Origin of the sequence: Spiroplasma phoeniceum P40 (assembly GCF_003339775.1) — a bacterium.
GTDB classification, from domain to species: Bacteria; Bacillota_I; Bacilli_A; order Mycoplasmatales; family Mycoplasmataceae; genus Spiroplasma; species Spiroplasma phoeniceum.
The window spans coordinates 1,050,283-1,073,246 of sequence record NZ_CP031088.1; the positions used below are offsets into that span (position 1 = coordinate 1,050,283).

General features: G+C 25.2%; 22 protein-coding genes and 1 riboswitch. Of the genes, 4 read left to right on the top strand and 18 right to left on the bottom strand.

Translation table 4 applies throughout. From position 1 onward, the window contains the following. Window positions 1-8: 8 nt before the first annotated feature. From SDAV_RS06580 to SDAV_RS06625, 11 genes are all read right to left on the bottom strand, one after another. Window positions 9-1,862, bottom strand: coding sequence for an ABC transporter permease (locus SDAV_RS06580; RefSeq protein WP_114564975.1), 1,854 nt, complete (start codon window positions 1,860-1,862; stop codon window positions 9-11). Between the two features lie 359 nt (window positions 1,863-2,221). Beyond that, window positions 2,222-2,809 carry a nucleoside 2-deoxyribosyltransferase gene (locus tag SDAV_RS06590; protein WP_114564977.1) on the bottom strand — a complete coding sequence of 196 codons (588 nt, stop codon included), beginning with the start codon at window positions 2,807-2,809 and terminating at the stop codon, window positions 2,222-2,224. A gap of 16 nt (window positions 2,810-2,825) precedes the next feature. Beyond that, a complete protein-coding gene (locus tag SDAV_RS06595) occupies window positions 2,826-3,437 on the bottom strand; it encodes a bifunctional 4-hydroxy-2-oxoglutarate aldolase/2-dehydro-3-deoxy-phosphogluconate aldolase (protein WP_114564978.1) in 612 nt (203 codons plus the stop codon). Next, window positions 3,437-5,425 carry a transketolase gene (gene tkt / locus SDAV_RS06600; protein WP_114564979.1) on the bottom strand — a complete coding sequence of 663 codons (1,989 nt, stop codon included), beginning with the start codon at window positions 5,423-5,425 and terminating at the stop codon, window positions 3,437-3,439. Before tkt ends, SDAV_RS06595 begins: the two co-directional genes overlap by 1 nt. A 47-nt stretch (window positions 5,426-5,472) precedes the next feature. After that, the gene (locus SDAV_RS06605) at window positions 5,473-6,096 is read right to left on the bottom strand and encodes a deoxynucleoside kinase (RefSeq protein ID WP_114564980.1); all 624 of its coding nucleotides are present in this window, start codon (window positions 6,094-6,096) and stop codon (window positions 5,473-5,475) included. 19 nt (window positions 6,097-6,115) lie between these two features. Then, window positions 6,116-6,826 (bottom strand): purine-nucleoside phosphorylase, encoded by a 711-nt coding sequence (deoD, locus tag SDAV_RS06610; RefSeq protein ID WP_114564981.1) that lies wholly within the window; start codon window positions 6,824-6,826, stop codon window positions 6,116-6,118. 401 nt (window positions 6,827-7,227) lie between these two features. After that, window positions 7,228-7,412: riboswitch (cobalamin riboswitch) on the bottom strand. A gap of 104 nt (window positions 7,413-7,516) precedes the next feature. Then, window positions 7,517-8,293 (bottom strand): hypothetical protein, encoded by a 777-nt coding sequence (locus tag SDAV_RS06615; protein ID WP_114564982.1) that lies wholly within the window; start codon window positions 8,291-8,293, stop codon window positions 7,517-7,519. Window positions 8,294-8,347: 54 nt separating this feature from the next. Next, window positions 8,348-9,076 carry a hypothetical protein gene (locus tag SDAV_RS06620; protein WP_151202513.1) on the bottom strand — a complete coding sequence of 243 codons (729 nt, stop codon included), beginning with the start codon at window positions 9,074-9,076 and terminating at the stop codon, window positions 8,348-8,350. A 746-nt stretch (window positions 9,077-9,822) separates the two neighbouring features. Then, a complete protein-coding gene (locus SDAV_RS12055) occupies window positions 9,823-9,963 on the bottom strand; it encodes a hypothetical protein (protein ID WP_186823337.1) in 141 nt (46 codons plus the stop codon). 14 nt (window positions 9,964-9,977) lie between these two features. Next, window positions 9,978-10,100: a hypothetical protein gene (locus tag SDAV_RS14080; protein WP_281268778.1), complete on the bottom strand. Its 123-nt coding sequence runs from the start codon at window positions 10,098-10,100 to the stop codon at window positions 9,978-9,980. A 1,128-nt stretch (window positions 10,101-11,228) separates the two neighbouring features. After that, complete coding sequence (locus tag SDAV_RS06625) at window positions 11,229-12,782, bottom strand: hypothetical protein (protein ID WP_114564984.1); 1,554 nt, start codon at window positions 12,780-12,782, stop codon at window positions 11,229-11,231. Between the two features lie 618 nt (window positions 12,783-13,400). On the opposite strand from SDAV_RS06625, the gene SDAV_RS06630 reads away from it, so the two are divergent. Continuing rightward, window positions 13,401-13,898 (top strand): hypothetical protein, encoded by a 498-nt coding sequence (locus tag SDAV_RS06630; protein WP_114564985.1) that lies wholly within the window; start codon window positions 13,401-13,403, stop codon window positions 13,896-13,898. 60 nt (window positions 13,899-13,958) lie between these two features. On the opposite strand, the gene recD2 is transcribed toward SDAV_RS06630, so the two are convergent. The 5 genes from recD2 to SDAV_RS13335 all read right to left on the bottom strand — a co-directional run bounded on the left by recD2 (window position 13,959) and on the right by SDAV_RS13335 (window position 20,785). Beyond that, complete coding sequence (gene recD2, locus SDAV_RS06635; protein ID WP_114564986.1) at window positions 13,959-16,121, bottom strand: SF1B family DNA helicase RecD2; 2,163 nt, start codon at window positions 16,119-16,121, stop codon at window positions 13,959-13,961. Window positions 16,122-16,136: 15 nt separating this feature from the next. Then, the gene (gene mnmA, locus SDAV_RS06640) at window positions 16,137-17,270 is read right to left on the bottom strand and encodes a tRNA 2-thiouridine(34) synthase MnmA (RefSeq protein WP_114564987.1); all 1,134 of its coding nucleotides are present in this window, start codon (window positions 17,268-17,270) and stop codon (window positions 16,137-16,139) included. Between the two features lie 122 nt (window positions 17,271-17,392). Next, window positions 17,393-19,165 carry a PMP-22/EMP/MP20 family protein gene (locus SDAV_RS06645; protein ID WP_114564988.1) on the bottom strand — a complete coding sequence of 591 codons (1,773 nt, stop codon included), beginning with the start codon at window positions 19,163-19,165 and terminating at the stop codon, window positions 17,393-17,395. Between the two features lie 169 nt (window positions 19,166-19,334). Further along, window positions 19,335-19,946: a hypothetical protein gene (locus tag SDAV_RS06650; protein ID WP_245938314.1), complete on the bottom strand. Its 612-nt coding sequence runs from the start codon at window positions 19,944-19,946 to the stop codon at window positions 19,335-19,337. A 464-nt stretch (window positions 19,947-20,410) separates the two neighbouring features. Continuing rightward, on the bottom strand, window positions 20,411-20,785 hold the full coding sequence (locus SDAV_RS13335; RefSeq protein WP_245938315.1) for a hypothetical protein: 375 nt from the start codon (window positions 20,783-20,785) through the stop codon (window positions 20,411-20,413). A gap of 260 nt (window positions 20,786-21,045) precedes the next feature. Here SDAV_RS13335 and SDAV_RS06660 point away from each other — a divergent pair, with 260 nt between their 5' ends. From SDAV_RS06660 to SDAV_RS06665, 3 genes are read left to right on the top strand one after another with little or no spacing between them, the layout of a single operon-like run. Continuing rightward, window positions 21,046-21,699 carry a DNA-methyltransferase gene (locus SDAV_RS06660; RefSeq protein ID WP_186823338.1) on the top strand — a complete coding sequence of 218 codons (654 nt, stop codon included), beginning with the start codon at window positions 21,046-21,048 and terminating at the stop codon, window positions 21,697-21,699. 31 nt (window positions 21,700-21,730) lie between these two features. Next, window positions 21,731-21,895, top strand: coding sequence for a hypothetical protein (locus tag SDAV_RS12060; protein ID WP_186823339.1), 165 nt, complete (start codon window positions 21,731-21,733; stop codon window positions 21,893-21,895). Beyond that, the gene (locus SDAV_RS06665) at window positions 21,888-22,073 is read left to right on the top strand and encodes a hypothetical protein (RefSeq protein WP_114564990.1); all 186 of its coding nucleotides are present in this window, start codon (window positions 21,888-21,890) and stop codon (window positions 22,071-22,073) included. Before SDAV_RS12060 ends, SDAV_RS06665 begins: the two co-directional genes overlap by 8 nt. A 132-nt stretch (window positions 22,074-22,205) precedes the next feature. On the opposite strand, the gene SDAV_RS06670 is transcribed toward SDAV_RS06665, so the two are convergent. Both SDAV_RS06670 and SDAV_RS06675 read right to left on the bottom strand, forming a co-directional pair. Beyond that, complete coding sequence (locus SDAV_RS06670) at window positions 22,206-22,700, bottom strand: hypothetical protein (protein ID WP_114564991.1); 495 nt, start codon at window positions 22,698-22,700, stop codon at window positions 22,206-22,208. 2 nt (window positions 22,701-22,702) lie between these two features. Continuing rightward, on the bottom strand, window positions 22,703-22,945 hold the full coding sequence (locus tag SDAV_RS06675) for a hypothetical protein (RefSeq protein WP_114564992.1): 243 nt from the start codon (window positions 22,943-22,945) through the stop codon (window positions 22,703-22,705). Between the last annotated feature and the right edge of the window lie 19 nt (window positions 22,946-22,964).

Sequence of the window (22,964 nt, forward strand, 5' to 3'; positions counted from 1 at the left end):
CCCCTACTTTAAGTAATATTTTTGCGACGTAAAATTAAATAAGCATTAATTAAAAATAAACCAGATATTCCTAAATAAACATATAACAATAAATTAATATTTAAAAATGGTGGTACATCAAGGTCAACTTTTTTATCTTGTTGTAATGCTATTGGGAAATCTTGATAACTCATTAAATAATTGTTTTGAACACTAAAATCAATATTACTTCGTTGCAATGGTTCAAATCAAAATGGAACATATGATAAAGAACTTGTTCAAATTTGATTTCAATGTTCAATAATATTAATTTTAGAAATTAATTCATAAGTTTGAATTAAATCATCATATTTTTGTCATTCGGTATTTATTTTAATTGGTACACCTTCAAGTAATTTATAATCCATTATTTTTTTTAAAATATTAATTTCAATTTCTCTTAAAACATAAAGTGTTTTAATTTCAAAACCATCTTCAATTCTATCTTCGGCGCCAAAATAATTAAGAATTCAATCTTGAAACTCAGTACCATTATCATATTCTGAATCAACTGGTGATATCCCAGTTCGAGCAAATTCAGAACGAAAAACATTTACTGGATTAAATCCATTTGGCTCAGATAACTTTCGTTCTTCTGTTCCTACTTTACTATCAGATGATGATAAACTATAATAGGATTTATCTAAATCAAAGTAAAATAATGAATTTCCATTTAAATCATTTGTTCTAAGATACAAGTCTCACGATTTTGCACTTCTTCCAATAAAGTTAATAGCATCAAGTAATTCTTGATGAATTTCATTATTTGAATCTAATTCTCCTGGTGATTTGAAAAAGAAATTTGTCGCAAAGTTTACTTTCATTTGAAGATTACTTCCGCCAACTTTATTAATAATTTCAAAAATGGTTTCATCCTTATTATCATATTTATATTTTGTTATTTTATCTCACTTATTAAGTTGGCTAATTGTATAACTAGCTTCTTTTGGTTTTGTTAAACCTAATGATTGATAAAATTCTAATCGTTTAATTCGCAAAGTAGGATCACTTATAATATTTTCATAGTCTCGCGTTTTAAAAACTTTATCTAAATCATCATAATCTCACGAATTATAAAAATATCAAATTTTGCTAGTTAAATTATCATATTTAATTAATTTTTTTTCTAAATTTCTTTTAAAATTAATTGTACTTTTAATAATATTCACAGGATAAGGCTGATTAGTCATATTAGTGTCAACAAATGATAAATCAATTGTATTAGCTAAACTCATAATTAACGAATATGGCATCCCACCAACTAAAAATAAACTACAGAAAATAACAACAATTAATAAAACTACTTGTGAATTTAAAAAAGTTACCGCAAATAAAATACCACTTGATGCAAAAAAAGATAATGCTAAAGAATATAAAAATAATTTCAATAATAAATTTTGATAAACTTGTAAATACTCTGGATCATTATTAATTAAATAACCAATATAACCAATTCCTAAAGCAAATAAAATAATTGTTCCTAAGAAAAAGATAATCAAAATTCAAAGTGAAATTAATTTTAAGAAAAATAAAGTAAATCGAGAATATGGTTTGGAAATTAAAAGTAAATATGTCCCATCTTCAAATTCTCGACCAAAAATTTTAATGATAACTAACAACACAAACAATAATAATAAAATATTATTAAAAATAAACACTCCGTATTGAAAATTTTTTAAAAAATCATAAATATTTGTTGAAGATAAAAAAAGAGTAATTGCAATTGCACCAAATAAAACAAGTGACAATAACACTAAAACTCAAACTGCCATTGAACGGCGGATTTTAAAAATTGAAAATGATATTATTGAATATCATGAATTTGATTTACCTTTTTTAAGCATTTTATTCTCCATCTATTTTCTTAAATTACTCAATTTATGTCTCTTAATTTTATAGCAAGGTATTCATACAATATATATTTTATCATTTTTTAATTTGTTTTACTAGTATAACTAATTTTTAAATTGGCATCGTGTAATCGAAGTACAACAAATCAACTCCTTTCTGAGTTGATTTGTTGTACTTCGATTACACGATGCCAAAAAGAGTTGCATTTTCGAAAAATGATGTTATTATTAAAAATAACAAGAAACAAAAATTACTGCTTGCATTTACAGGATCCAAATTCTTTTCTATTAATTTCACAGCATAATAAAAAGAGTTATAAATCATATAACTCTTCATTAATTTATTAATTAATTTAAATAAAACAATCAAAACCATGATATAAAGTATCTTCTCTTTCTTTAAAAATATCTTTAATATCATATTTTTTTCGATACTCTTCAATTCTTCCCGTTTCAATAGCTTTAATTGCTTCACAAGCTAATTTATGCGAATTACATAATGTCATTTGAGGAACATCACCATTATTTAATGGTTCATAATATAATGCTCCTGTAATCATTTCGTTTAAACCAAAACCAGGATATTCTCCTTTTAAAATTCCTTGATGTAAACGAAAGTCAGAAATAATTGGGAATAAATATTTATTTTTATTATGAATTGCTTGTTCAACTACTAAACCAAATTCCATATGAGTTCCTGAATCTCAACCATCTAATTCTAAAATAACATAATCTGCTTCAGTTAAACCAACATAATCTAATTCAAAAATTGCTTTATTTGTAGGACGTTCTTTTTGATTTGTTTCAAAATCAACTGGATTTCCAATAATAAAGTCTGGAAACATTTCGCGCAACATATCTCCTTCACGTTTTCTTGTGTTTCATTGGGCCTCAGTAAACATACTACCCGCATTGTAAATTAATTTTTTATTATCTCTCATATTATTTTTTTCTCCTTTATTGATTAATTATTGTTTCAAATGTTTTAAATTTTTCCATATCAAGACCTATACTATTAATATCACCAGTGATAAAAGCACCGACAGCAATTAAATCATATCCTAAGTTTTTTGCTTCTTCATAATTTGTTAAATTAATTCCTCCTGAAGCCATATAAACTTTTGTTGGAAAAAATGTTTTAATTGTTTGAATAAAATTTAATTTAAATGCTGTTGCTGGGAAAATTTTAATAATTTCTCATTTAGCATTAACAATATTATTAACTTCTTGTAGTGTCATTGCCCCCGGAATATACAGTAAATTATTTTGATGACAATATTCACTAACTGCTTGGTTAAAAACTGGCCCTACTAAAAATTGAGCTCCGGCTGTTGCTGCTTGCATTGCTTGTTCTAATGTTAAAACTGTTCCTGCTCCAACTAAAATTGTTGGATACTTGTTACGAACAAAATTAATTAATTCTGCAACATTAGGAATTGTGAAAGTTAATTCTAAACATTTAACTTGTAAATTAATTAACTGTTCACAAATTTGTTGAGCAACAACATAATTATGATTTCGAATTACATAAAAAGTTTTATACTCTAATATTTTTTCTAATGTAATCATTATTCTCCTAAATATGCTGTAATTCTATTAATAATAGAAGTTTGATCTAATTGCTTATACTTAATAACAGCATCCGCACTTCCCGATAAACCATAATCATCAACACCTAACATTAAGCCAGTCTTACCAACAAATTTATATCAAACATAATCATTTGAAAATTCAATTGCAATTACTTTTGTTATATTATTTGGTACAATTTTTTCCCGATACGCTTTTGACTGTTGTTCAAATAATTCAACAGAGGGCATTGATACAACACGAATATTTTTCTTAATTGTCTTAGCTGCAACAATTGCTGGTGCTAATTCAGTTCCTGTTGCAATAATAATTGCCTCCAATGGTTTTGTCTCATCTTCAGCAACAACAATATATCCCCCTTTTAACGTTTGTTCTCAACATGTTTCTGCTAATTGATATGGGGTATATTGTCGCGATAAGATTAAAGCTGATGGAGCACTTTTTGCTTCTACGCTTGCTTTCAAACACCCAATTGCTTCTTTAATATCCGCTGGACGAAACACATTTAAATTCGGACAATTTCGTAGCATTGCTAATTGTTCAACTGGTTGATGTGATTTTCCATCAAAACCAACACCGATTGAATCATGTGAAAAAGCAAAAATTACGGGTAAGTTTTGAATACAAGCCATTCGAATACATGGTTTCATATAGTCAGCAAAAATTAAAAATGTTGAATTAAACCCTTTCAAACCTTGGTGTAATTCAACACCAATGCTAATTGTTCCGGCAGCAAATTCACGCACTCCAAAATGAACATTATTATTTTGTGGTGTTGATGTTGTTCATGAACCATTATAACCAATAATTTTGGTTGCAGTTCCCAAATCAGCACTACCTCCAAACATATTATTTAAACACTTTTGTTGATAATATTTAAACACATCACCCATAATAATTCGTGTTCCTGCTTTTTTATCTTTATCAGTTGTTAATAACGCTTCAAAAGCTTTTAAATCAACCGATGGAATTACAAATAATTCTTCATATTCATTTGGAAATGTTGCTTTGTAAGCAGTTATTTTTTTCTTTCATTCTTCATATTTTGTTGCTCCTCGTTTTGCAAAAGTGTCTTGTCAATGTTTTTTAACATCATTATCAACATAAAATTGAGGATGATTAAAATCATAAAATGCTTTTACTTGTTCCATCTCCTCGAGAGTAAATGGTGAAGAATGCATAGGTGAACCTTGTTTTGGATGCCCATAACCAATAATTGTTTTACATTCAATTAATGTTGGTTTATCAGATTTTTGCGCTTGTTCAATTGCTTTTTGAATTGCTGGTAGATTCTCATCTGCGTTTTCAATTCGAATATAATTTCAATTTTGCGCTTCAAAAAAACGTTGATAATCAATTTTTAAAACAGCATCACATTTTGTATCTAATTGGCAATCATTTGAATCATATAACATAATTAATTTATTTAATTTTCATACCCCAGCTAATTGGATTGCTTCAATTGCTCCGCCTTCTTGCAAATCACCATCGCTACATAAAACATAAGTATAATGGTCAATGATTTTATAATCTGGTTTATTAAATTTAGCTGCTAAATGTTTTTCAGCTAATGCCATTCCAACTCCATAGCCAACTCCTTGTCCTAGGGGACCAGAAGAATTATCCACTCCAGGAGTAACACCATATTCTGGATGAGCTGGCGTTTTTGAATTAATATGACGATAATTTTTTAAATCATCAATTGTTAAATTATAACCAGCTAAATGTAAAATCGCATATTGTAAGGTTGAAGCATGTCCTGGAGATAATACAAAACGATCACGATTAATTCAATCAGGTACTGCCGGATTAGAAATTAAATTATTTAAATAAATTGCTTGCATCAGTGGTGCTGCACTTAATACAATCCCTGGGTGGCCAGTTTTATTATAAATAATAGGATCTAGTCCTAAAATTCTTAAATTACTTAAACTTTTTGTTTCTATATTATTATTTGTGCTTTTCATTTTAATTTCCTCCTTATTAAATTAAAATATTAATAATAATTATTTTTTTAAATTAAACAAGGAACTTTATTATCAAGAGGTAATAAATGTTGCATAATAATGCTTATTTTTTCTGAAAAATCATCATTGTCAGCATCAATAACAATAAATTGATAATCATTTTTTAATTCATGATATAAAATTTCATATTGTTCATTTAACTTTTCCCAGTAATAATATGGGGTTTCTAATTCTAATTGACGCCCACGTTGTTTAATTCGTTCAACCGCTTTTTCAGTTGAAACTTTTAAATAAAAAATGACATCAAAACCTAACTTTTTCTTCAAAATTGGAACAATAACATTTTGAAAAAAACGATTATAAACTTTAAAATCAATTTCATTCATAATTTTTAATAAGTGGGAAACTCGCACAAAAACAGGGTCTTCTAAAATTGTGCGGTCAAAAACAGTATCCTCTAAATTATCAATGTTAAAAAATTGCTCAATTCTTGTTGTTAACATATAAATTTGCATTTTAAAGGCAAATCCTTCCATATCTTGGTAAAAATCTTTAAAATATGGATTTTCTTCTAATGGTTCTTTAAACAAATTATAGTTTAATTGTTTACATAATTCTTCACTAACTTTTGTTTTTCCTGCTCCAACGGTTCCAAAGACTGCAATTTTCATTTTATTGCTCCTTTCGTTTTTAACCCATTAATTGAACAGCAGTATCTAATGCTAATTCAACCATTGTCATAAAATTATTTTGGCGTTCCAATGCTGTAGTAACTTCTTTAGTTACAAGATGGTCAGAAACTGTTAATAATGTTGCTGCATGTTTTTGCGTAACAATTGCATTAGTAAACAAAGCATATGATTCCATTTCAACAACATCTAACTTATGAATATGAGTAAAGTCTAATGAATCATCATAACGATAAAAAACATCTGCTGCATGAGCAATTCCCGTGTGAGTTTTAATTCCTTTTGCTTGTGCTACATTTTCAATTTCATTAAATAATTTTTCACTTGCAGCAATTAAATTATTATCAATATTAGCTGCAATTTTTGCATAATTACTTTCGCCAAATGCTTCACGAACATTAAAGATATCATAAACTTTAATATTTGGATTATAACTTCCAGCTGAACCAATTCTAATAATATAATCAACATCATAAAACTTAAATAATTCGTATGAATAAATTCCAATACTTGGACAACCCATTCCACTTCCAGCAATTGTTACCTCAATGTTTTTATATTTGCCAGTATACATTAACATATTTCGAACTTCATTTACTAATTTTAAATTTGTTAAATATTTCTCAGCAACGGTTTTTGCCCGTAATGGGTCTCCCGGCATTAAAACAACTTTTGCAATTTCTTCTTTTTTGGCATTAATATGTGGTGTCATTTTTTTATTCCTCTCTTTTCCGCTTAATTTAATTACCAATAAATACCTATCAATGCTATTTTTATTTAAAAAGTAAGGATATTTAAACAAAACGAAAAAGAATATTGTTGCATATCCACATAAATGATGTTTAATTTCTACGATTATTTTAATTAATAGTTTAAGACAATAGCAAAAATAAAACCATTTTAAATCAAATGCTATTAAACTCTTAATTATTAATTAATTTTATTATTTATTATCTTTTAAATAATACCTTTTGATAGGATTACTGCTTTAAATTAACAACTAAAAAACACTTTTTGACGTCTTTCAAATTATTATTTAATAGTTTTCACTAATAAATAATTAATCATCTAACCCCAGAGATAATAACTATAAGTGCAACATTGATATTTTACCAATGTTTTTTTAGAACGGTCTACTGGCTTAGTTTCACTTTACTCACTATTCCTTCTCAAGAAATATTTTCTCAATGGAATGATGTTAGCTTTCATCCACTTTACAGTTGCTGGGACAGCCTAGGATTCACACCTAATTCCCGTAACATCCAAAATTGCTTTTTAAAGTTGTTAAAATAATAATATAAAGTTTACTTTTAAAATGCAAGTTAAAATTAACAAATTATTTGTGGAAACCACATACATTTAAGACCATTTCTATCGTTAGATTAAGTATACCGATTTTTTATTAATTTTCAAATAAATTAAATCTAAAAAATGACAAAGTACATTCAAATGCATTAATAGCATCCAATTTATTTCATCCAGGACGTTTGTCTCTAATATTCGTTTTTTTTCTTCCAGAAGATAACAAGCGTTCTATCGTAAAATGTCGATCAACTATTTTTCATCCTTTTTCACCCGTAACAAAAATCCGACTAATACTATTTTCAAGACTTTTTTCATCTCAATTATGATTAATAATTAATTTTTCTCGAACAAAATCGCCTACTGTTCGTGCATCATGCCCAATTCTATATTTTAAATCTTCTTTTAATTTATGGTATTTTAAAGATCAATCATTAAATTTATTTGCCATACTAGAAACCTTTTTAGTCATATCCTTAAATTCAGTAGTTGAAATTGATTGTTCTTCTAAAATATAAATTTCAGTTGGAACATCATTTTTGTTTATTTCTACCCCAACTAAAATTTGTACAGCATCGTCTTTTCCTTGAATACTATCTGCATAATCAGACCCAACAGCTATAAAACTAAATCAATATTTATTAATATCTTTTCATCAAAATTCAGTTGGATCAAAAAACTTTGCTCCTTCTATTAGTTCTTTTCGATAAATATATTTTTCCAAAGCAAATTGATGTTCTTTTCCTAAAAATAAAAAATCGTATGTTTGTGGATTATTTTCCTTTAATCAGTTACCTAAATCAAACGTACGTTTATTTAAGTTTTTATCATTAACTTTTGTAGTAACTCGAATAACGGTTATACCTATTCCATTCATATAATTTGGATCATTATAACAAGAAATATAATTGTCTTCTAATTTTTTTTCAATTTATTTAGTAAGCGGAAAAATCGATTGTACAAATGTTTGATAAATTATATGATCAGCATCATGATTATTAAATCCAAATAATACCATTTGTTCTTTTCTTAAATTTAATTCAATTTCATCATCTTTATAACAAAGCTCTGGAATAATTTCTTTTGATGTTTTAATATTTTGCCCCCGGGAAATTTGAATTATCATATTAAATAAACGATACATATATTCTTCAATATCTAAGATAACTGTATCTAAAGGTATGACTTCATCAAGTCCAAAAAACCACACTCCCCCTACTGGCGCATCTTGCCCTTCTCATGTAGAACCATTATCAAATCCAACAATTTTAATAATTCTACCATTGGGTCATTTGTATTCAAATCGATTGTCGTTATTGGTTACCTTAATTATTTTTTCTTTGATAGCTTCTTTAATTGTGACTCCAAACTTTTCTAAGTCATTAATAACCCTGGTTATTTTTTTATCAAAGTTGTCGCGTGCTGAATTATATTGGTACCGTACTAAGATGGAACTCCAATCTGTAAAATTGCAAGTAAAGAATAATGCTAATAAACAAAATAAATATGATTTTTCAAATCCTTTAGCTCCAGTTAAAATTTTAAATACTGCGGTTCAAAAAAATGGTTTACAAAATTTTTTAATAAAAGCTTTTGATAAAATATCAATATTAAAATTACAATTATTTTCTGATCAATTCAATTCTATAGAGTACTCCATTATAATTCCTCCTGTCAGTAATTGATGCACTATTTTTTACTATTTGTCAAGAAAATTCGGGCGAGCAAACCAAACAAAAAAACACACCTTGCGGCGCATTCTAAAATAATGGAGACCTCTACAATTATGCAAATATTCATTAATTCATTAACATTCATTAATTCATATATCCATCATTCTCCACTATTTTTAAATGGGAGTCAAGGGGTGTCTTTTTTTGTTTGGTTTTGCAAGTCCTCCGGCATATAAAAAAACGCTTATAATATAAGCGTTTTAATTCCCTTCGAAGCATCATCTTTATCAAATAAATTAATTTGAAATTTAGTAATTAAACCAGTCTCATCAATAAGTTCAAATTGTCATAAGCCATATCCGTTTAAAGAGCTAACTGACAATTCTTTAATAATTTCAGGGTTTTCTAATTTAAAATTTCCACTATTTACAAGCTCATCTTTATAACTATTAAAATTTAATTCTCCTATACCATAATCATTTCATAATTTTTCTTTGTCTTTATCATCATTAGTAATTATTCGAACAAAATATTTTGAATATTCTCCATTAGCTAATTACTGATCAGCAGGTAACGTTGATGGTAATGCACTCGTTTCTAAAGATTTATTTAATTCCGGGAAATTATATTTTGATTAAAAACAAAATTATCTTCAGTAAAATATCCATAATTTGATTTTAATTTTACTTTTATATCTGTATAGTAAACTTAATCTTGAGGTTGATCATGTGCATTAGTAACTTCAAAATTGCAAATCATAATGATTTTTATGATGTGAAATACGACAATTAGTGGGTTTACAATTAACTCAATCAAATGATGTTGTTATTTCATTCCAAGTTTTATTAATATACAAACTTTTATATTCTGTCATTTTATCTATACTCCTTAATTATTTTTGCGTAAACCTAATGCTCAATGTTCATCTTTAATATCATTTGCCGTTACTGGATAAGCTCGTATCATTAATTCTTGTAATTTATTAATAATTTTTTTATTTAATTTTTTCATCAAATATTTTCCTTTCTGTAAAAAAACATAATATTCCTTTATAGATAATTTATTTTAGTATTTAATTACTTCGCTGCCCGCTTCACTTCGGGAGTGAGCGGGGGCGGATAGGATATTTTGATAGAGTTTACCCCCCACGGAAATAAACAAAAAAACAGTTTAACCAGTTATTAATTACGCTTCATCCATCCCTAGACAACTTTATCTAAAGAAAATAACCTTTTGGAGCTCCTCCCTCTTGTTTTTTTAGTGTCCGATATTGTTTTTTTCGGTTTAACAACACTCTTTTTATGAAAACAAGCCAAAAAACACATGCACTGACATTTCGCGGGCGACTAACCCCGCCGAGAATTAAAGAAATAAATATGGTTAAATCCAATCGCTTTCACACTTTCTTTAAGGCTTCGTGTCATAGATGAGTTATCCATCTTTAAGCATCAAAATATTAAGTTTTAGTATTGCATTATTCATCAGATAGTACCTTTATTAAAAAAATAATATTATTAGCTGTTAAACCAAAAAAATATAATAAATCACAGAAAGGAAATTATAAAAATTAACTAATTGATGGAGAAAATAGTTTAATTTTTAATTTTAAAGATACTATCTGATGAATAATGCAATTAAAAAAATCGCTCTGATAAGCGATTACTTTAATTTGTATTTAATTACTTTATTTATATTTTTTATAAAACCTCAACTTTTTTCTTACTACCATAAAAATTGTAAATAATATTTATGGACCTTATTAAGTATTTTTACTCCTTTCAATCCCAATATAAAATCAAAAAATAGTAAGCAATCTATCCCAACAAAAAAATAATAGATAACATAATAAAACAAATAATAAGCAATCAATAACAAATAGTTATTTATTTGCAATATTATTAAATAAATAATTTAGGTTTAGTTTTAAATTTTGTTATATTCCTTATTAGTAGTAATCAGCAACACAATAACATTTATAAACTATTAAATGAATAATGTGACAATTATTATTCACATACTAACCTTAATTATTAAAATAAACGGACCAGATTTATTATTTACATACCTGCTAGCATTAATGCTAGCAATTTTTATTGTTAATTTAAAAAAGCAAGGTTTTCTTGCTTTTTTAAATTAAACTTATTTTTTAGTAAATTCTAAGGTAAATAATGTTGATGTTCATCCAGTATAATAAACCGCATTATTTTTTCCAAATAATAAATCAAAGTTTCAAACTGCTCGCCGACGAAGTGAAAAAGTATCTTTAGTTTCATTTAAACTCACTTCTTGAACACGTTTTTCCCAATTACCAGTTGTAAAAATATCAATTCCTGGTAAATTTTTTGCTTGATTTGCTTCTTTAAAATCATTAATTAATATTTTTAAAACATCTTTGTATTTTCGGGTTTTTAAATTTAAAATTTTAGTAAAAGCTTCTTTGCTAAGATGGAATACTCCTGAATGCTCATTTGATTCTAATTTAAAATGATTATAAAAAGCAACTACTAACCGTCCATATTCCATTAACTTATTTGTTAAACCTTCCTCTGTAATTTCAACTTGAACTTTTAATGCTTGCCCATCATTCATTACTGCTCCAGATAATGGAAACCCTGCCACTTGAATTTTTGCTAAATTCACATGAAAATCAGCTAATCATAAGTTCTGACCTCCAGTATTAAAAACATTAACTAATGAACGATAAAACTTAACAAAATTTTCTGGAGTAATTTTATTAGGTTGATATCCTTTTCCGGTTCAAACATATGAAGCTGTATTTTCTCGAACAACATTAACACCATTAGTAGTATTATTAATTGCACTTGTTAGTAAACTCAATAAAGTTATTGAAGAATTATATTTAATATTATTTACAAACTTTTGCAATTCGCTATCACTTTTAATTTTACTTTGTAACTTTTCTAAAATAATATTATCTAAATTAGCAAAACCAGCTGTATAGTTTACATCAAAATTTTGATAAATTGTAGCAAATTCAGGTGTTTTATCAATTTGAAAAATTCCTTCTTGATTGAAAAAATTAACAATTACTCTTGAAATTTTTTGAACCATCCCATTTAAAACAACTTTCATTTTTTCTGGATTATCAGTAATAACATATTGGATTACATAATCTGAAGTTGTTGTTAAAAGTTTAAACTTAGCTTCAAATTGAAAATGGAAATCTAGCCTAACTGCTTTTACTGTTTCTAATCCTGGTCGATCTAAAATTGATTGCAATTGAACCATATCAATAAAATTTAATTCATAACTTAAACTATCATTTAATAAATTAATTGGTTTACTATCAGGATAATAATTTGAATAGTCATTATAAATTTCATTATTAATATTATTAAACACAGCAAGAAAGCCATTTTTTAATGTTGCTAAAGCATATATCGCATCTTTATCCATTTGGTCTAATTTTCTACTTTCATTTTTCTTGTCAACCATTGTATATAGTTTATCAAATTTATTTTGATATTCAGTACTATTAATTTTATTTTTATTTTGTGCATAAACTGAAAAATTGTTGATAGCACGTTGTGAAATTTTATTTAAAATTTCCATATCTTTTCCAATACCATTTTCAGTATCATCAAGTTTAAGCGGCTTTTTACAACCTATAATTGGACTATATCCTGTCGTTGAAAAAAAAGTCATTCCTAATAAAATCATTAGTTTTTTCATTATTTAAAATCCCTTCGTTATATCTAATTTTATACTTTCTAATTATAACTTAAAAAAATTAAAACTTAAATATTATAATTACAGTTTCTGGTACGAACTGATGTTAAAATTTCTTTTTTAATTCATATTTTTAAAATCATCTACAATCTTCACTTTATCATAATTATTTTATATTAACAATATTTTCAAACTAATTTTCTTTTTATATCTTTATTTATATCTTTATTATTATAAAAAAGCAATAAAATTGACTTTTTGAAAATATTTTCAATGAAAACAAAATGTGTAACTAAAAGGAGATTTTAATTACACATTTTAAATATAAACTAATGAAAACTATAAAATATATGTTTCTCTGTTTGCTTAAAATTAAGTTAATTTATTAATATTAATTTTAATCACCCCCATTATAACAAAAAAACTGGTTTGGTGAAAAAAAGTAAATTATTTTACTGCTAAATCAATAAGTTTCAAATAAACAAAATGATTTTAAGTCTTATTTATCATTACCACTTTTTTATTACTACTGTAACAACACAAAATACTATAATAATCCACCAACTTATATTTAATTAAAACATAATTTTCCTAACTTCCAACAAGAACAAAAATATTATTGTGTTCCAGCATCAGTTAAATCTATTAATTATTAGTTACATAAATAATAATGATTTATTATCGCAAGATGAATTAGCTAATGAAATGAAAACAAATGATGGAACTTTGATGGAGAATGCTATTCCAATATTAAATAAACATATTAATTTGCAACTACATCCAAATTTTTTAGAATATAAAAACTATGTCTTAGAACAAAATTTTGGTAAAAAAGATGAGCAAAAACTATGATTACAAAATCTAGTTAAACTTAGTCTTAAAAATGATATGCCAGTAATACTTGGCATTAAAGGCAGTCCGCCTTGATGACCAAATAGTCAAGTAAAACATGTTGTTATTATAATAGCAATATTGATTGATGATAATCCGGATGAAACCATTTACTATGTTAGTGATACTTTTGATAGCACTACTAATAAAACTTTTACAGGCCATAATTTAATAAATATGTTTACAATAGCATCTGCTAATCTTGGCGCCATTGCAACTCCTCTATAATTTAATAAGTTTTATGTTAAATTTTTTATGATAACATTAAAACTAGGCAAAATATGATAATTATTGTTCTTTTAAAAATGTTTTAATTTTTTCTTGTAAAGTTGTTCGCCGTTTTTGTGGTAAATTATTAACACCATATAAAAATGCTGATGGTTCACCAATTAAATATAATTTAGTTTTAGGACGAGTAATTGCTGTATAAATTAGATTTCGTTTTAACATCATTCAAAAACTTTTTGTTATTACAAAAATAATATTATCATATTCACTGCCCTGCAATTTATGAACACTACAAGCATAAGCCAAAGTAATATCATAATAAAGTTCTTTACTATATGCAATTACATTATCGTATTTTACTAAAATTACATCATTTAAATTTTTATCTTTTTTAATATCAACAATAATGCCAACATCGCCATTATAAATTTCTAATTCAGGTCGATTTTTAAGTTGCATAACTTTATCATTAACTCGGAAAAAACGATGCCCAATCTTAATTTCTTTTTGACCACTTGCATGATTCATTCGATTTTGCAAATAAGTATTTAATGCATTAATTCCAACTGGACCATTATACATTGGGGCAATTACTTGAATAGCATTATAATCTGCTCCATATTCATCACTAAGTTTTTGATATAAATTACCAACAATTGTTAATAATGTTTGTGAATCAGTTTCATTAATAAAAGTAAAATCTTTTTTGTCAAATAAATTATTACCTTCAAAATGTTCTTGTTCAATTGCATAAGATAGTTCTAAAATGTCATTTCCAGCTTCTTGACGATAAACTTCTTCTAATTTAATAACATTAAAAACATCACTTTGAATAATATCTCGTAACAAATCACCACAAGCAACTGACGGTAATTGATTTGGGTCACCAATTAAAATTAATTTACGCAAATTAACACTAGCTTTTGCAATTTGTGATAATAACAAACTATCAACCATACTAAATTCATCTAAAATTAAAATATCATTTTCCAAAGGATTATTTTCATTATAAAAAAATTGATTAGTCAAAGCATCATATTTTAATAATTTATGAATTGTTAAAGCTTTTTGCCCAGTTTTTTCTCGTAATCGTTTGGCTGCTTTTCCGGTTGGTGCTGCTAATACAATTTTTGATTGTTGGTAAACTTTTTTTAAAAGACTAACAATACCATCAACAACTGTTGTTTTACCCGTACCAGGTCCTCCAATAATAACTAAAAAATTAGAATGCACAGCAGCCTTAATTGCTTTTGTTTGATTAATATTATAAGTAATTTGTTTTTTATTCGTTAACTTTTCTAACTCTTCTGTTAATTTTTGATCATCATATTGATCAATTGTATTCAAACCAACTAACATTGCAGCAATATTAATTTCACTATGATATATTTCTGCAACATAAATTTTATCATCCTTAAAAATTAATAATTTAATTTCTTTACTATATTTTAATCCGACTAACAACTGTTCTTTTGTTAAAAAAGGAAAATTCTTTTGTAATATTTTTGTTAATTCATTTAACGTTAAATAAGTATCACCATTATTATTACAAAATTCTTTTGCTAAATATCAGGCATAATAACCTATTCGAATGTTAGTAAAAGGCTCTTGTTCAAATGCTAAATAAATCTTATCAATTGTTTTAAAAGCAATATTATCTTTTAATAGTAATGAATAAGGATCTTTTTTTAATAAAGCATAAATCTGATCAACATTATATTTTGTTTTTAATAAAGATAAAACTTGTAATGATAATCCTTTTTGATTAAATTGATGATTTAATTCATCATCACGGCTCATTGACTTAAATACCTTTGCAATAATATTAGTTTGCTTAACACTAATACCCGGAATTTCATGTAAGACTGATAAATTTTCTTTAATCTTGGTAATCACATCGGTTTGATAATAATCAATAATTATTTGTGCTGCTTTTTCACCAATTGTGGGAAATAAACTACTAGTTAAATATTTTAAAACCTCATCATTACTCCGTGGGGAAAGTTTATGAATTTCCTTAACTTCAAAATTTTCACCATAGCGTTCATTATAGACAAAGTCCCCTTGTAATTCATATAATTGTTCTGGCTGTAAAGTTGATAAAAATCCTTTAATAAAAATAAAATGTGTTTTATCATTTTCTAATTGAAATTTGCAAATCCGATAACCATTATTGGACTCAAAAACAATTAATTTTAAATAACCCCGTATTTTTTCAGCCATTTTAGTGATCCTTTCTTATAAATATCATAATTTTTGATTATCTAAATAAACATCATTAATAACTCCGCCCCCAAGGCAAACTTCATCATCATAAAAAACAGCAGCTTGTCCTGGCGTAATCTCTTTTACTTTTGTTGCAAATTGCACAAGACATTTATTATCACTTAAAACTGTTACTTTAACAGGAATATCTTTTTGACGATAACGAAATTTAGCTGTACAATTAAATTCTTTTTCATGTAAAGTATTAATTAAATTAACATCAGTAATAATACAACTCGTTGAATATAGTCATTTTTCTTCACTACTTTTTGCAACATATAAAATATTGTTTTCTACATTTTTACCAGCCACAAAATATGGTTCACTCATCCCACCTAAATTTAAACCACGACGTTGACCAATTGTATAATACATCACCCCATTATGATGACCAACAACTTCTTTTGTTTCAATATCAACAATATTACCATTTTGATTTGGAATATAATTTTGTAAAAAGTTTTTAAAATCACGTTCTCCAATAAAACAAATTCCTGTTGAATCTTTTTTATTAGCTGTGCTTAAATTTTGTGCACTTGCAATTTCTCTAACTTCTTTTTTTGTTAAATTTCCTAATGGAAAAAATGTTTTTGATAATTGCCCTTGGTTCAATTGACTTAAAAAATAAGTTTGATCTTTATCCCGGTCAATTCCACGTAATAATTGATATTCTTGTAATTTTTCATTAAATCGTACTTGAGCATAATGTCCCATAGCAATAAAATCAGCATGATAGTTATTAATTGCATAGTTTAAAAAATAGTCAAATTTAATATACTTATTACATAAAATATCTGGATTAGGAGTTCGCCCTTTTTGATATTCATTAATAAAATGTTTAAACACATATTCTCAATATTCTTTAATAAAATCAACACGGTGCAATGGTACTTGTAATGTTTTACTAACATTAACAGCATCATTATAATCAAGTTCTTGTGGACAAATCACATTATTAATTGCTTTATTTCCTAAAATATCATTATTTAATTGACTGTCTCAATTACGCATAAAAATACCTTCTAAATCATAGCCTGCTTTTTGTAATAAATATAAACTAACTGAAGAATCAACTCCTCCAGATAATCCGACAACAACTTTTTTCATTGCACATCACTTCCTTTTTTATAAATAATAATTAATTAGTACTATTATTTTAACATTGAAAATTAAAAATCCCAAGATAAGAAATTGTTTTCCTATTGTTTAAATAATTTACTATATAAATTTTAAGACCTTTCTTTTTTTCTTTTTAAAACTGCTGCTAACATTAAAATATTTGCCAACAATAAAAAACTATAACTAATAATTTGCATAATATTACTGGACCAATTAAAAATATTGTTCATAAAAAAATAACTATATAATGCAATCCCAATCACACTACATAAGAAAAGTAAACTTAATGGTAAAAAACAATAAAGCTGAATTTTAAAATTTGATACCAAACAAAATGGAAGAACAACAATAATTGCATAAATCCCAATTAAAATTAACATAAATATTCGATTCACGAAAAAATAATGATGATTAACAGTAATAAAATTAATTTTACCAAAATTAACTACAAAAAAATTATATAAATCTAAAGCTGAATTATTAATTCAATTATTTAAAACTAAAAATGCACTACATAATACTATTAATCCAATAATCGTCATAAGCCGTGCAATTAAAACAATTGGATCACGTCATTTAAGAATGTTGTTTTTCTTAATTTTAGTAATTCGTTGACGCCCATTTGGTAATTGCTTAATTTGATAATTATTATTAAACATTGTTGTTGCTTGAACAATAGACTTTGAGTCCTTATTTGTCAAAGGAAAAACATTAGGATTAAGGTTTTTTGCTTTTCTTCTTCCAATTTGTTTTATTTTAATTTTACTGCCTTGTTTTATCAAATCTTCTTTGACATTAGAATTAAATAACTTAGAATAAAAATTATCTATTTGATAAGTTCCCTCTGATTCTTCAAGTTCAATTGCTCGAGAAGTTTCATCTTGAAGTTTTACTTTTTCTGATAAAACTTGTGAAACTTTTTTTGTTTCCAAATTCTTTTCTTCTTGATGATAATATTTATTGGTTGTTTGTTCCACTCCTAAATTTGGTCATTTTGTTATATCCCATTCCATCGTATCAATTTCATCATAAAATTGATTTCCCTTGTCAGGACGAACAATTAAATATACTCCTTTTCCTGTTTTTTTATTTTCATTTTGTTTATTATCAAACTTTTTATTATAAGTTTCTTCTTCAATATTTTTTTCTTGGATTGGAGGCATATTATGTGTTATTTTTTGCGAAACATTTATTTTTTGACCTGGTATTTTATTATAACTTTGAGTAAAAAAAACATCTTTTTGTGGTGATGATTTTGGTAAAGAAAGTTTAGGAAAACGATTTGTTAGAACTGACTTTGATTTTATAGTTTGTTTATTATCAATATTAGTTAATGACTTCTTTAATTTTTCTTGATCTTTTTGCATTATTTTTTGAGCAACAGCACGAGCTTGTGATTTAACTTTTGTATGATCAATTTTAACTTCAACAGTTTCATTGTTAAATTGAGCATCATTATTTTTCTTATTAAAATTTAATAAATCAATGTTTTTTGTAATAGTAGGTGGCTCATATAAATGTTCTTCATTATCCAATTGAATTTTTTCATCAAAAGTTGATTTAATTTTATTTAATCGGTGATGAAAACTTGTTTTTTCTTGTTGTAACTTTTCAGTTTGATTATGTAAAATTTTTAATGCATTTGGATTATCTAAATTTAAAATCATTTTCCGTGGTTGTACAAATGAATTTAAAGCAATATTTTGATTAACATTTTGGGTTTTAGTAAAAAAATAATTATTCTTAAAAAAATGACTATTTTCTTGTAGAAAAAAAGTTGCATCATTATTTAAAGTAAACTCTTGCTGTTCAATGCTTTGATCATTATGCGCACTTTGCTTAATTGGTTTAATTTTTAAAATTTTAATATCATTACTCTTCATTATCAACACCCATTTCAAGAAAGCTCAAAACTAATACATATTAATTATATCCTAAAACAGTTAAAAAAAAAGGAAATATTGGGTCTTTTTCGTAATAACAAAGAAACAATAAAAAGCAATTAAAATTTTAATTGCTTTTTATATTTATAAAATTATTTATTACATTTCCTTAGGAACTGCGTTCATAATCTATTTGATTAGACTCTAATTCTTCTACTGCATCAAAAAATTCATCATTATCATCGGTTCTATCATTATCAATCATTTGTTCACTATTTGAATTTGAAGGTGAAGCTGTATTAACTTCAATAAGAATTTCTTTAAATCTATCAGCAAGAGCTTGATTTGAAGCTGAAATATGTGACATCATTTTTAAGATGTCAAAATTATCTAAAACAATTTCAATTTGTCTAAAGTCAGGTTCTAAATACTCATATATATTATCTCTTTTTGCAATCTTCTTCATTTCTTCAAGTTTACGCTTTGCTTCTCTTTCAACTTGTTTGTAATATATTTGAGCATTAATAACAATATTTTGTTGAACATTAATTTTTTTTCTTTCTTCTTTTGTTCTTATATTAAGTCATTTATTATAATTAGTTCAATAGTAATTTTTTTTCAATAACCAATTTTTTGCACTATTTAATTTTTCGCTAATTTTATCAGCAGTAAAATTTCATGCTGATTTAGTTTTTTTACGCACATTATTAGTTCATGCTATTACTTTATATGCTAAATATATTTTTCCTAAATTTTCAAACATTTTTCCTAAATAACCCATAATATTAATATGCCCCTTTCACAACTAAAAAGAATAAAAATGATATTTTATTACTTTTTCATTTTATATTTTTAATTTATGTTTTTTCTACTCTTTATAATATTATTTATAATATATATCATTTAATGTAATTATTTTTTTAAATGAAATAATTTATAATAATTTATTAATAAAAACAGTTAATTAAAGTCATTTATTTTAAGAAATATTAACCATTTCATAAAATCATTTACAATATTAACTTTACCATATTAATTTTAAATTAACAAACCGCTAAGTTAAAAATCTGATTATTTAATTAATATTAACTAAACATTTTGATAAATAAAAAAGACTAAAGCATTAGTCTTATAATTAGTCATAAATTTTAATTTTAAATTTCTTTTGATAATCGTAAATCAAAATTAAACTTCTTATTTATTTTATAGAAACTAAATTTAAAATCAACTGCAACCAAAATTTGGCTAAGGTAAAAAATGATTATTTTGAATAATTGTCGTTAATTTTTCTCACTTACCATTTTGATTTTTAAACATTAATTGACCAGTCCCACTTATCATCTCAACTTCACTATTTCTAATTATATATTCATTTATTTTTAGATGATATAAAATATCCTTCCCCCTCATATTCATAATTACTGAACCAAAGAAAACAGAAAAGGTAGAAAAACTACTAACTACTTTCGGATTAATCCCTTTCCAAGTTGTTGGTGATAAAAGATTATGGGCAATAACATCAATTGCTTTGTCATTACTTTGTGAAAAAATATCTAACATACTTGCTAATAATAATGATTGTTCTAAATTAAGACTAACATAACTTTTTAAATTTCACATGCTTAGTTCAGCTTGCTCACCAATTAAATTTTGATTTACAAAATCATCAGAGTAAAGATAAAAAAAGAAATTTTTAAATTACCAACAATTTTTAAAATATATTTATTATTATTTGAACTAAGTTTAGTTTTATAACCACTTAAGAAATGAAATATTAAACTATCAAAATTAGTTTTCGTATGATGATAAAATCAACAATCTGTGTCAGTTCCATATTCTTTCCCAATTATGGTTTTAAAAATGAATATAATACTGGATTTGTGCAACCTGATATTGCTAAAAAATTAGAAAATAAAGAAAAGCATATTAAATATAATTTAAAAAAAATACAAGATCCTAATTGTTCTAATATTCAATATCAAATTCGTAAAAGAGAACTTGAATTTTTACAGGGTGAATTTATTAGTAGTTTTGATATACCATCATATTTTAAAGAATGAATGCGAATTATTAAAAAACCAAATTTTATAATTTATTTATCAAAACAACAATTAAAAGATTATTTAATTGAAATAGAAAATTATAACTTAAAGTTTGAATTAATAATTTACAAAAAAACAAATGATGCACCTACTAATGCTGCATATCGTAAAGATAAAGAATTATGTTTATATATTTACAAAAAACCAATTTCTTATAGTAATGTTTGAAATCAAGATATGAAAACTATTTATCAAATTACTAATAGCAATAATCAATTTATAGGAAATATAAAACACCCTACTATTAAAGATATTAATTTAATTAAATTACAAATAAATAAGCATAGTAAAGTTGGAGATATTGTATTAGATTGTTTTTTAGGAAGTGGTACAACCGCATATGCTTGTGAACAATTAAATCGGCGTTGAATTGGAATAGAAATTAATGAAAAATATTATAAATTAGCCAAACAAAGATTAAATAACATTTAAACTACATTATTTTTTTTAAAGGAGATTATTTATGAAAAGAAAATTAATTCGTAATATAAATGTTTACTTAAATGAAAAACAAGAAAAAGTTTGAAATGAATTACCTGAATTATATACCAATTCACAACGAATAGAACATCTTATTAATTTTTATATAAAACACAATAACAATAAAGGAAAAAACGATAATGAATAAATATATTTTATGTTATCGTTCTGAAAAAGGTAATCGCCCTTGTAAAAATCCTCTTGGTGAATATATAACTGGTACTGATATTGAAGATGTAAATATAAATTCAACATGAGACTGAGAATATTTAATCAATAAATATGGTGAAAAGAATTTAATTATCTTAAAAAAAAATAAAAAATAACCTTAATTGGTTATTTTTTTAAATGTTATTTATTTCATCTTTTTTTTAAGACAATATTGATTTCAACTTTTAACTTGTTCTATTGTTTGTTTACAATTATGACAAATATTAACATTATGTTTTTTAAGATATTTACGAAAATATTAATCAACCAAATAATATTAAATATAAAATATAACTTGGTATTTTATAAACTTGTTCTAAACATTTACCAATCGGTAATTTAATTACTGGTATTTTAGGTATTTTTGTTGTTAATCAAGCAGTACTATGTAATATTGGATAAGAAATAATAATCCCAGCATATCCAAAAAAACCACCATCAGTTATATCATGTTGACCAAACATAAACTCTTTAATTGGTTCTAAATTTGGTATTCAATTAAAATGTAATCTAGTAAAAAATAAACCATATAAACTTAAAAAAGGTGTATGATATAAAATTGATAAAGCATTATATCGCATAATATATGATTTTTTAATATGAAATGGATATTTATCATATTTTAAAAACTTACGATTTTTTCATGCTTTAAAACTTTGACTTGGATTTCTTTGTTCAAAACCTAATCTTTGTCAATAAGTACCATTTTCATTTTTAATAATAATATTTTCTTTATCTATCATATTTACACCTCTTGTCGTAAAACCCGAACACTATTTATTTTTACATTATTACCAGTATTACCATCAGTTAAATAAACTCGACCAGTAGCATTATATAGTGAAATACTATAATGGGTTTTATCCATATCATCAATAAAAGCGATTGATTGGCGTTTAGATAAAGTTTTATTTGCTTTTTTTTCTGTAAAATAAGGCGGATCAAGTCGTAAGTTACCTTCAGATGTACTCCGATTAGTTGGTGACATTCTAACTTGATAACGATAT